This window comes from Streptomyces sp. SID14478 (genome assembly GCF_010548525.1).
Lineage (GTDB): Bacteria > Actinomycetota > Actinomycetes > Streptomycetales > Streptomycetaceae > Streptomyces.
The window spans coordinates 1-10,910 of record NZ_JAAGMG010000600.1; the positions used below are offsets into that span (position 1 = coordinate 1).

Genomic DNA, 10,910 nt, shown 5'->3' on the forward strand with positions numbered 1-10,910 from the left:
GCTGCTGCCCACCCCCGGCGCACGCCTCATGATCGTCGCCGCCGACCACCCGGCCCGCGGCGCACTCGCCGCCGGCGACCGCCCGTTCGCCATGGCCGACCGTGCCGACCTCCTGGCCCGGCTCTGCCTCGCGCTCTCCCGCCCCGGCGTGGACGGCGTCCTCGCCTCCGCCGACGTACTCGACGACCTGCTCCTCCTCGGCGCCCTCGACGGCAAGATCGTCATCGGTTCCATGAACCGCGGCGGCCTCGCGGGCGCCTCCTTCGAGCTGGACGACCGCTTCACGGGGTACAAACCCGACGACCTGCACGCGCGAGGCTTCGACGCCGGCAAGCTGCTCCTGCGGATGGACTACGACGACCCCGGCGAGGGCTCCGTACGCACGCTGGAGTCGGCGGCCCGCGCCGTGGACGCCATGGCGTCCCACCGCCTGCCCGTCTTCGTCGAACCGTTCCTGACCGGCCGTGACGCCCAAACCGGCCTCCTGCGCAGCGACTTGAGCGCGGACGCCGTGGTCCGGTCCGTCGCCGTGGCCTCCGGGCTCGGCGGCACCTCCGCCTATACCTGGCTGAAACTCCCCGTCACCGACGACCCGGACCCCGAGGCCATGGCGCGCGTGATGGAGGCGACCACGCTGCCCAAGGTGCTGCTGGGCGGCGACATCAAGGACGGCGACCAGGACGCCACGTACGAGAAGTGGCGCGTGGCGCTCCAACTCCCCACGGTCCAGGGCCTGGTGGTGGGCCGGTCCCTGCTGTACCCGGCGGACGGGAACGTCGCGCGCGCCGTCGACACGGCCGTGAGCCTGCTGTAGAGGAGAGTGGAGACATGACGTACCTCCCCAAGGGCGACGCGGCACAGGGCCCGTACGCCCTGCTCGTCGACCCGGACAAGATCAACGCGGCCCAGACCGCCCCGGACAGGGCCAACCCGGCCCAAGCCGACCCGGCCCAGACCGACCCGGCCCAGACCGACCCGGCCCAGACCGACCCGGCCCAGACCGACCCGGCCCAGGCCGACCCGGACCAGACCGGCTGGTCCCGCGCGGCCCTCCGGATCCTGGAAATGCCCCCCGGGCAACGGCACGCGTTCGACACCGGCGAGAGCGAATGGATCGTGCTGCCCCTGGAGGGCGGTTGCTCGGTCCACGTCGAGGGGCGGATCATCGAACTGCGGGGCAGGGACGGCGTGTTCAGCGGCGCGAGCGACTTCGCGTACGTCCCGCGCGACACCCGCGCAGAGATCGCCTCCGGTGCGGGAGGCCGCTTCGCCCTGGCAGGAGCGAAGTGCGGACGACGACTCCCCGCCCGCTACGGCCCCGCGCCGGAGGTACCCGTCGAGGCCCGCGGCAGCGGCATCAGCGCCCGCCGGGTCCGCAACTTCGCCGCCGCGGACACCTTCGACTGCGACCAGCTGATCGCGGTCGAGGTGGTGACGCCCGGCGGCAACTGGTCCTCGTACCCGCCGCACAAGCACGACGAGCACCGCCCGGGCCAGGAGTCCGTCCTGGAGGAGATCTACTACTTCGAGATCGAACCGGACCCCGCCACCGGCACCCCCGGATGCGGCTACCAGCGCGTGTCCCCCTCCCGCCCCGGCGGCACCGACCTCCTGGCCGAGGTCCGCACCGGCGACGCGGTGCTCGTCCCGGACGGCTGGCACGGCCCGTCGATCGCCCAGCCGGGGCACGCCATGTACTACCTGAATGTGATGGCGGGTCCGGGACAGGAGCGGGAGTGGAAGATCAGCTTTCACCCCGACCACGCCACGGAGGGATACCGATGACCGCCAAGTCCGGTACGGCCGCGACGAGTGCGGCTGCGATGAGTACGGCCTCGACGCGTACGGCGACGCCGCCCACGGCCGCGACGCGCGCGACGGTACGCCTGACGACGGCCCAGGCCCTCGTCCGCTTCCTGGCCCGCCAGTACACCGAGCGCGACGGCGTCCGCCACCGTCTCATCGAGGCGACCTGGGGCATCTTCGGCCACGGCAACGTGGCGGGCCTCGGCCAGGCGCTGGTCCAGTACGGCGACGAGATGCCGTTCCACCAGGGCCGCAACGAGCAGGCGATGGTGCACGCGGCGGTCGGCTACGCCCGCCAGTCGGACCGCCTGTCCACGCACGCCGTCACGACGTCCATCGGCCCGGGCGCCACGAACCTCGTCACCGGCGCGGCCCTCGCGACCATCAACCACCTGCCGGTGCTGCTCCTGCCCGGCGACGTGTTCGCGTCGCGCCCCGCCGACCCGGTGCTCCAGCAACTCGAGGTCCCGTACGCGGGCGACGTGTCGGTCAACGACTGTCTGCGGCCGGTGTCGAAGTACTTCGACCGGATCACCCGGCCCGAGCAGCTGATCCCCGCCGCGCTCCAGGCGATGCGCGTCCTGAGCGACCCCGTCGACACCGGCGCGGTGACGCTGGCGCTGCCGCAGGACGTGCAGGCGGAGGCGTACGACTGGCCGGAGGAGTTCTTCACGCACCGCACCTGGACGATCCGCCGCCCGGCCCCCGACGCCACCGAACTGGCCGCCGCGGCAAGGGCGTTGAAGGAAGCGCGGCGCCCCCTGGTCATCGCGGGCGGCGGCGTCCACCACAGCGGCGCGCAGGACGCGCTGAAGGCGTTCGCGGACGCGACCCGCATCCCCGTCGCCTCCACCCAGGCCGGCAAGGGCGCCCTGCGCCACGACCATCCGGCGGACGTCGGAGGGGTGGGCCACACCGGCACCGCCACGGCGAACGAACTGGCGCGCACGGCGGACCTGGTGATCGGCGTCGGCACCCGTTACACGGACTTCACCACGGCCTCGGCCACCCTCTTCACCGACCCCGGGGTCCGCTTCCTGAACCTCAACGTCGCCGCGTTCGACGCGCACAAACTGGCGGCGCTGCCCCTGGTGGCGGACGCCCGGGCGGGCCTCGACGCGCTGGCAGGGGCGGTGCGGGGGCTGCGCGCCGACGCCGCGTACGTCGCCGAGTACACCGACGACAAGGAGCGCTGGGAGCACCGCGTCGACGCCTGCTACGCCGCGGACGACGACCTCGCGCGCCCGACACAGGCCCAGGTCCTCGGCGCGCTCGACGAGTTGGTGACGGGCGACGACGTGCTCATCAACGCGGCGGGCTCGCTCCCCGGCGACCTGCACAAGCTCTGGCGGACCCGCTCGCGCGACCAGTACCACGTCGAGTACGGCTACTCCTGCATGGGATACGAGATCCCGGCGGCCCTCGGCGTCGCGCTCGCCGCGCCCGGCCGGCCGGTGTGGGCGCTCGTCGGCGACGGCACGTACCTGATGATGCCCACGGAACTGGTGACCGCCGTGCAGGAGGGGATCCCGGTCAAGGTGGTGATCCTCCAGAACCACGGCTACGCGTCGATCGGCGGTCTGTCCGCGTCGGTCGGCGCGGAGGGCTTCGCGACGGCGTACCGCTACAAGACGGACGAGGCCGCCTACACCGGGGCGCCGCTGCCCGTCGACCTCGCCGCGAACGCGGCCAGCCTCGGCCTGGACGTGCACCGGGCGAAGACGGTCAGGGAACTGCGCGAGGCGCTCGCGACGGCGCGCGCGGCGACCCGTCCCACATGTGTCTACGTGGAGACGGAAACCGCAGACACAGTGTCGGGCCCGCCCCCGGCGCAGGCGTGGTGGGATGTGCCCGTGGCCGAGACGGCGGACAGGCAGTCGGCGGTCGAGGCCCGCGAGGAGTACGACCGGCGCGCCGCGGCGCGCCGCCGCCACCTCTGAGACGCAGCAGACGCACGTGACGTAACAGGAGTTGCCCCATGTCTGACATGACTGACACGAAGTTGGTCCACCACTGGATCGGCGGCAAGACCGTCGAGGGGACATCGGGCAACCACGGCCCGGTGACCGACCCGGCGACCGGCGAGGTGACCACGCGCGTCGACTTCGCCTCCGTCGAGGAGGTCGACGCGGCGGTCGCCGCGGCCAAGGAGGCGTACGCCGGCTGGGGCACGTCGTCGCTCGCCAAGCGCACCGAGATCCTCTTCCGGTTCCGCGCGCTGCTCGACGCCAACCGGGACGCGATCGCCGAGCTGATCACCGCCGAGCACGGCAAGGTGCACTCCGACGCGCTGGGCGAGGTGGCGCGCGGCCTGGAGATCGTCGACCTGGCCTGCGGCATCAACGTGCAGCTCAAGGGCGAGCTGTCGACGCAGGTGGCCAGCCGCGTGGACGTCTCCTCGATCCGGCAGCCGCTGGGTGTCGTCGTCGGCATCACGCCGTTCAACTTCCCGGCCATGGTGCCGATGTGGATGTTCCCGATCGCCATCGCGTGCGGCAACACGTTCATCCTGAAGCCGTCGGAGAAGGACCCCTCGGCGTCGCTGAAGATCGCGGAACTGCTCTCCGAGGCGGGCCTTCCCGACGGCGTCTTCAACGTCGTCCACGGCGACAAGGTGGCCGTCGACCGCCTCCTGGAGCACCCGGACGTCGCGGGCGTCTCCTTCGTCGGCTCGACCCCGATCGCCCGCCACATCCACACCACGGCCTCGGCGAACGGCAAGCGCGTGCAGGCGCTCGGCGGCGCCAAGAACCACATGCTGGTGCTGCCCGACGCCGACCTGGACGCGGCGGCCGACGCCGCGGTCTCGGCCGCGTACGGCTCGGCGGGCGAGCGCTGCATGGCGATCTCCGCGGTGGTGGCCGTGGGCGCCGTCGGCGACGAACTGGTCGCGAAGATCAAGGACCGCGCCGAGAAGATCAAGATCGGCCCCGGCAACGACCCGGCCTCCGAGATGGGCCCGCTCATCACGGCCGTCCACCGCGACAAGGTCGCCTCCTACGTCGAGGGCGCGGCGGCCGACGGCTGCGACGTCGTCCTCGACGGCACGGGCTACACGGTCGAGGGCCACGAGAACGGCCACTGGATCGGCCTCAGCCTCCTCGACCACGTCCCGACCTCCGCCAAGGCCTACCAGGACGAGATCTTCGGCCCGGTCCTGTGCGTGCTGCGCGTCGACACGTACGAGGAGGGCCTGGCCCTCATCAACGACTCGCCGTTCGGCAACGGCACCGCGATCTTCACCCGCGACGGCGGCGCCGCCCGCCGCTTCCAGCTGGAGGTCGAGGCCGGCATGGTCGGCGTGAACGTGCCGATCCCCGTCCCCGTCGGCTACCACTCCTTCGGCGGCTGGAAGGACAGCCTCTTCGGCGACCACCACATCTACGGCAACGACGGCACGCACTTCTACACCCGCGGCAAGGTCGTCACCACCCGCTGGCCGGACCCGGCCGACGCCCCGACCGGCGTCGACCTGGGCTTCCCGCGCAACCACTGAGGCCCCTCAGCAGGACTCGCGCGACGCGTACGGCACGCAGGTTCGTTCACTGCGTGCCGTACGCCTTTTTGTACTGCGCCGTCATGTCGCCCACCCGGTCCGGCGGCGGCGCGGTGATGCCGGCCGTGGCGTGGAAGCGGCGGAAGTTCATGTCGATGGTCAGGCCGCCGATGTGTTCGGTGATGCGGGCCGGCAGGCCGTCGGAGCCGATCCAGGTGTCGACCAGGACGATCGCGGCGTAACCGGTCGCGGGCGAGAACGCGTTGGGCTTCTTCGGGAAGTAGAGGGCCCTGAGGTCGCCGAGGTCCTCCGGCTTCAGGGCGCCCTTGTAGTGGGTGAGTCCCTTCTCGCCGTCGTCCTCCTTTGTCACCGAGCCCGTGGCGCGCAGCCGGTCGAGGAGGTACGCCGGGTTGTGCGCGGGCGAGTCGCCGCGCAGGACGCGGGCGCCCTCGTCCCCGTACACGGCAGAGGAGTCGACCTTCATCCACTCCTTGCCGCGCAGCGGGCCCGAGGGCTGCGGGTCGACGTCGTAGTAGTAGACGCCGTCGACGAGGAGACAGCGGATGTCGCGCTGCTTCGTGAGCCGCCCCATGCCGAGCGCGTCCGCGTCGGTGGTGGCGTCCGTGGCGTAGCCCTCGCCCCAGGAGTAGGTGGTCCTCCACGTGGTCGTGGCGCCGTTCATGACGGTCGTCTGCGTGCCGTCCGCGGCGCCCAGCCGGCCGGCGCGGTCCGCGGCCCGCCCGACCAGGTCCGAGGGGCGGGGCGGCAGGGGAGAGGGGTCGGCGCAGCCCGCGAGCGGCAGCAGCAGCGCGAGCGCCGCCGCGGCCTGGGTCCGGGCACTGATGCGGCCTCGTATGACAGGCATGTTCCTTGCTTCCCCCTGTGTGCTGCGTGAGTGCGCGGAGCCTATCCGCAGTCACGGCGTCCGGACTGCGGACGAATTTCGACGGAGTTCGGGGCGCGGACTGCGGTTCCCATACGTAGGGGATGAAACGGGTGGTGAATGCGAACGCGACGGAAACCCTTCGATACCAAGGTCAAATATCCGTACGGGTGCACTGAACTCGGCCGACTTTGCGAACAGCTAAGGAAGCGGCACCAGTTGGTGCGGGTGGCGCCTGCGGAATCCGCAGGGAAACGGCCGTTGACGTTCCACATACGCGCGGGGTTCCATGACGCGCCGGGAGCGGACGTACCACCCCTCACCCACCACCCGGCGCACGACGGCCTTCGGAGGCGACAGCGCTCCCGCCCGAACCACCTGCCGCACGAGTCGATCGGAACCGCTCCATGACCGACACGCTTCGCCCCGCCCCCGCCCAGGCCCCCGAAGTCCCTTCCGCAGGTTCTCCCCAGAAGCTCAAGCGTTCCATCGGCGTCGTCGGCGGCACCCTGCTCACGCTGTCGTGCGTGACGCCCGCCTCCACGCTCTTCGTCGTCGTGCCCGACCTGTTCGGCTCGCTCGGCACGGCCACCGCCCTCACCATCGCGATCGGCTCGCTGCTCTGCATAGGCGTGGCGTTCTGTTACTCGGAGCTCGGCACGCTGATCCCCAGCGCGGGCGGCGAGTACGCGATGGTCTCCACGCTCGCCGGCCGCCTCACGGGCTGGCTGGTCTTCGTCCTCTCGCTCCTCGTCGTGATGATCGTCCCGCCGGTGATCGCGATGGGCACGGCCGACTACCTGGCACCCCTGGTCCACCTCGACCCGTCCGTCGCGGGCGCCGGGGTGATGCTGCTCGCCACCCTCGCGGGCCTGCTCGACCTGCGCGCCAACGCGTGGATCACCGGCGTCTTCCTGGTCCTGGAGGTCATCGCGGCGGCGGTCGTCGCGGTGCTCGGCTTCGCGCACTCCGAACGCGGCGTGGGCTCCCTGGTCTCGATGCAGGTCTCCGGCGCGGGCGGCCACACGGACACGGTGACGGCCATGCTGGTCGTCTCCGGCCTCGCCATCGCCCTCTTCGTCACCCAGGGCTTCTCCACCGCGGTCTACCTCTCCGAGGAGCTGGAGAACCCCCGCACGTCCGTCTCCCGCACCGTCCTCGCGACGCTCGCCATCTCGACGGTGATCATCCTGGTCCCGGTCGTGGCGATCACGATGGGCGCCTCCGACCTGTCCACGCTCTCCTCCGGCGACATCAGCGGCATGGTCGAGGCCTGGTCGAACTCGGCCGTCGGCACGTTCGTCTCGCTCTGCGTCGCCCTCGCGATCATCAACGCGGGCATCGTCATGGTCATCCAGAACTCCCGCGTCCTGTTCGCCTCGGCCCGCGACAAGGCCTGGCCCGCACCGGTCAACAAGGGCCTCGCCAAGCTGGGCCGCTTCGGCTCCCCGTGGGTCGCTACGCTCCTGGTGGGCGTGCCCGGCGCGGCCCTGTGCTTCGTCAACCTCGACACCCTGTACGGCGTGACGGGCGTCTCGGTCACCGGCATGTACCTCCTCGTCGCGGTGGCCGCCCTCCTCTCCCGCCGCGGCTCCCACCGCGACCAGGCCGCCTGGCGCATGCCGCTGTGGCCGGCGATCCCGGTGCTCCTGATCGCCGTCATGGCGTACATCCTCAGCCAGCAGGAGGTCTCGTACCTGCTGTGGACGGGCGGCATCACGGCGGTGGCGACCCTCTACTGGGCCTTCTACCTGCGCCCGCGCAAGGACACGCGGTGGCTGGTGTCGCTGCCGGAGGACGCGCAGGGTTAGGGCCGCGGCAGCCGAAGGGCCGGGCGGGCCGACGCGCGGCCTTCCGGCTCCCGCACGTCAGTCGCCGAACCACCCGACCTCGATCCGGCCGGGCCCACTCGGCGCTACGCCACGAACCCGGCCCCCGTCACCACAGCCCCGCCGTCTCCACCGGCACGCCCGACACCAGCGACGCGTTCCCCGCGACGCCGACCGCCAGCGCCAGCGCCCCGTCCCGCGCCGTCGCGCCCTTCCCCGCCGCCGGGGCCGCCCCCGCGTCGGAGCCGTCGCCCAGCGATCCGAACAACTCCTTCAGCATCCGCAGGTCGCCACCCCCGTGCGAGCCGGAGGCACTCTCGTACGGGATCTCGCGCGGCGCCTCCCACAGCGGGCGCAGGAGGATCGACGTGCGGCCGGGGCGGTCCATGACCACGCCGCCGTGGGAGCCGGTCGCGCCGGACGTGACGCGCGGGGGCTGCCAGGTGTTCTCCTCGACCTCCAGCTCCAGGCGGCCCGCCGTGCCGTTGAACATGACGCGGTAGCCCTCCCAGGGGGAGTAGGCCGTCAGGTGGTACGTCATCGTCGCGCCGGAGTCGTAGCGGACGAGGAGGGAGAGGTCGTCCTCTATGTCGATGTCGTCGCCGAAGACGTTGCGGTCGCGGACGTAGTCGGAGTCGCCGGCCGCCTCCGCGTCCACGTACAGGGAGGTGAGGTTCGGGTCTGCGGTCAGGTCGATCGCGTACGGGTCCGCGGCCGCCTCCGGGGAGCCGTGGGCGCGTACGTAGTCGCGGCGCAGGCCCGTGCGTTCGCCGTTGTCGCGGCCGTAGAAGACCAGGCCGCCCTCCGCGTGCACGCGGGAAGGGGCCGCGCCCAGCCACCAGTTGACCAGATCGAAGTGGTGGCCCGACTTGTGGACGAGGAGACCGCCGCTGTGCCGCTTCTCGCGGTGCCAGCGGCGGAAGTAGTCGGCGCCGTGGCGGACGTCGAGGAGCCACTCGAAGTGCACCGAGCGGATCTCGCCGATCGCGCCGTCGTGCAGCAGCTGCCAGACCTTCTCGTGGGCCGGGTTGTAGCGGTAGTTGAAGCCGACGGAGAGTTCGCCGCCGGTGCGCTCCACCGTGTCGAGGATCGCGCGGCACTTCGCCGCGTCCGTCGTCAGGGGCTTCTCCGTGACGACGCGGCAGCCGGCTTCCAGTGCCGTGGTGATGTACGTGTCGTGCGTCGCGTCGATCGTCGTCACGACGACCTCGTCGATGCGGTGGGCGCGCAGCGAGCGGGCGAAGTCCTCCGGTGCGCACGCCGTCGCCCGCGGTGCGCCGAGCGACGTCAACAGCCGGTTGTGGTGGGCGATCCGGGTCGCGCTGGGGTCCGCGAGGAGGGCTACGTCGTAGTGGGCGCGGGCGCCGAGGGCCCTGGTGTACATCTGGGCGCGGTGTCCGGTGCCGATGATGGCGGCGCGCCTGGTGGGGGCGGCGGCGTTCGACGTCATGGGTCAGGATTCCTTTCGTGGGGCCGGTCCGGTGGAGCGCCGGACGATCAACTCGCTGTCCAGGACGGCCTGTCGGGGAGGACTCTGCGGGTCGTCCAGGCGGTGCAGCATCAGGTCGACGGCCCGTTCGCCGAGCGCGTCGAGGGGGATGCGGACCGAGGTGAGCGCGGGCGTGGCCGTGGTGGCGAGCAGGGTGTCGTCGGCGCCGACCACGCTGACGTCGTCGGGCACGCGCACGCCGCGCTCCGCGAACCGGGACAGGACGCCGAGGGCCATCAGGTCGTTGTGCGCGACGACCGCGGTGACGCCCGCGGCCAGGGCGAGGTCGGCGACCTGCGCGCCGGTGCGGAACTTGGGCTCGTGCGGGCCGAACTCCGTGACTTTCAGCCCGAGTTCCTCGGCAGCGAACCGTACGGCGTGCCCGCGCCGCTCGCTCGACCACGAGTTGCGGGCCCCCAGGACCAGGGCCAGGTGGCGGTGGCCGAGCGCGTGCAGGTGCGCCACCGCCTGCCGCAGGCCGTCCTCGCTGGGCGCCACCACCGACGGCACGCCCGGCACGTCACGGTTGACGGCGACGCTCGGCACCAGCCGTACGACCTCGCCCAGCCGGTCGCCGGTCATCCTCGGGGCGACCAGGAGCAGCCCGTCCACCTGCCGGGCCAGAGTGAGCGCCAACTCGTACTCGTCGTCGGGGTGTTCGTCGGTGTCGGCCAGGAACACCGCGTAGTCCTTGCGGCGGGCGCGGGCCTGCACCGCCTTGGCGATCACCGCGAAGAAGGGGTTCGCGATGTCGGGCACGATCAGGCCCAGGGTCCCGGTGCGGCCGAGCGCGAGGGAACGGGCGATCCGGCTGGGCCGGTAGCCGAGCCGCTCCGCCGCGGCCAGGACGCGGGCCCTCGTCTCCGGGCGCACCTGGTGCGGCGAGGCGAAGCAGCGGCTCACCGTGGAGGGGGAGACGCCGGCCTGCGCGGCCACGTCCTCGGCTCCGCCGGGGCGCGGAGATCGCTCAGGCATGCCTGCTCACTGTCCTGTCGGAAGGATCGGAAGGATCGGAAGGAGAGGGGGAGGGAGCGGAAGCCGGTGCGGACACGCCGGGCCCGCCCGGCGAGCGAGTCGCCCCAAGCTCCTCCGGCGGGAGCGGAGCCGAGCCCCGCGGGCCGGTGGGGCGTCGGTCCACGGCCACGGCGGCCAGGGCGAGAACACCCGTCACCAGCGGCGCCAGCAGCGTCAACTGCCATACGCACACCGCCGATACGAGCACCGCCCCGCCCAGCATGACCGACCCCGCGGGGTCCCGGACCGGGCGGGACCAGCGCCCCGTGAGCGACCACCGCGCCGCCACCCGCACCTGCACCACCACCACGGCGCCCATCACCCCGGCGACCACCAGCGCGAGCCCCGCGAAGAACGGCACCCCCGCGGTCGCCGCGAGGCGCAGGTCGGCCG

Annotated in this window: 8 protein-coding genes and 1 pseudogene; 5 read left to right on the plus strand and 4 right to left on the minus strand. The window is 72.4% G+C overall.

What is annotated here, in order from left to right; genetic code table 11:
• The 4 genes from G3I40_RS19670 to mmsA form a co-directional block, all read left to right on the plus strand.
• The coding region (locus G3I40_RS19670) for a deoxyribose-phosphate aldolase (RefSeq protein ID WP_164303449.1) at positions 1-814 on the plus strand (814 nt) is incomplete at its 5' end.
• 14 nt (positions 815-828) lie between these two features.
• The gene (iolB, locus tag G3I40_RS19675) at positions 829-1,785 is read left to right on the plus strand and encodes a 5-deoxy-glucuronate isomerase (RefSeq protein WP_239091829.1); all 957 of its coding nucleotides are present in this window, start codon (positions 829-831) and stop codon (positions 1,783-1,785) included.
• Between the two features lie 38 nt (positions 1,786-1,823).
• Positions 1,824-3,746, plus strand: a complete 1,923-nt coding sequence (iolD, locus tag G3I40_RS19680; RefSeq protein ID WP_239091830.1) for a 3D-(3,5/4)-trihydroxycyclohexane-1,2-dione acylhydrolase (decyclizing) — start codon at positions 1,824-1,826, stop codon at positions 3,744-3,746.
• Between the two features lie 47 nt (positions 3,747-3,793).
• A complete protein-coding gene (gene mmsA / locus G3I40_RS19685; protein ID WP_164303456.1) occupies positions 3,794-5,302 on the plus strand; it encodes a CoA-acylating methylmalonate-semialdehyde dehydrogenase in 1,509 nt (502 codons plus the stop codon).
• A 46-nt stretch (positions 5,303-5,348) separates the two neighbouring features.
• On the opposite strand, the gene G3I40_RS19690 is transcribed toward mmsA, so the two are convergent.
• Positions 5,349-6,167 carry a hypothetical protein gene (locus G3I40_RS19690; protein WP_164303451.1) on the minus strand — a complete coding sequence of 273 codons (819 nt, stop codon included), beginning with the start codon at positions 6,165-6,167 and terminating at the stop codon, positions 5,349-5,351.
• A 425-nt stretch (positions 6,168-6,592) separates the two neighbouring features.
• Here G3I40_RS19690 and G3I40_RS19695 point away from each other — a divergent pair, with 425 nt between their 5' ends.
• Positions 6,593-7,996, plus strand: a complete 1,404-nt coding sequence (locus G3I40_RS19695; RefSeq protein WP_164303452.1) for an APC family permease — start codon at positions 6,593-6,595, stop codon at positions 7,994-7,996.
• Positions 7,997-8,123: 127 nt separating this feature from the next.
• Here the strand turns inward: G3I40_RS19695 and G3I40_RS19700 are convergent, their stop codons facing one another.
• From G3I40_RS19700 to G3I40_RS19710, 3 genes and pseudogenes are all read right to left on the minus strand, one after another.
• Entirely contained in the window at positions 8,124-9,464 is a 1,341-nt protein-coding gene (locus G3I40_RS19700) for a Gfo/Idh/MocA family oxidoreductase (protein WP_164303453.1), read from the minus strand.
• Between the two features lie 3 nt (positions 9,465-9,467).
• Positions 9,468-10,478: a LacI family DNA-binding transcriptional regulator gene (locus G3I40_RS19705; protein WP_164303454.1), complete on the minus strand. Its 1,011-nt coding sequence runs from the start codon at positions 10,476-10,478 to the stop codon at positions 9,468-9,470.
• A pseudogene (locus tag G3I40_RS19710) lies at positions 10,471-10,910 on the minus strand (hypothetical protein); the annotation flags it as partial. The pseudogene G3I40_RS19710 and the gene G3I40_RS19705, both read right to left, overlap by 8 nt.

Excerpts from the sequence above, each read along its gene's own strand:
- iolB (WP_239091829.1), top strand. The coding sequence starts at position 829 with ATGACGTACCTCCCCAAGGGCGACGCGGCACAGGGCCCGTACGCCCTG.
- iolD (WP_239091830.1), top strand. The coding sequence starts at position 1,824 with ATGAGTACGGCCTCGACGCGTACGGCGACGCCGCCCACGGCCGCGACG.
- mmsA (WP_164303456.1), top strand. The coding sequence starts at position 3,794 with ATGACTGACACGAAGTTGGTCCACCACTGGATCGGCGGCAAGACCGTC.
- G3I40_RS19690 (WP_164303451.1), bottom strand. The coding sequence starts at position 6,167 with ATGCCTGTCATACGAGGCCGCATCAGTGCCCGGACCCAGGCCGCGGCG.
- G3I40_RS19695 (WP_164303452.1), top strand. The coding sequence starts at position 6,593 with ATGACCGACACGCTTCGCCCCGCCCCCGCCCAGGCCCCCGAAGTCCCT.
- G3I40_RS19700 (WP_164303453.1), bottom strand. The coding sequence starts at position 9,464 with ATGACGTCGAACGCCGCCGCCCCCACCAGGCGCGCCGCCATCATCGGC.
- G3I40_RS19705 (WP_164303454.1), bottom strand. The coding sequence starts at position 10,478 with ATGCCTGAGCGATCTCCGCGCCCCGGCGGAGCCGAGGACGTGGCCGCG.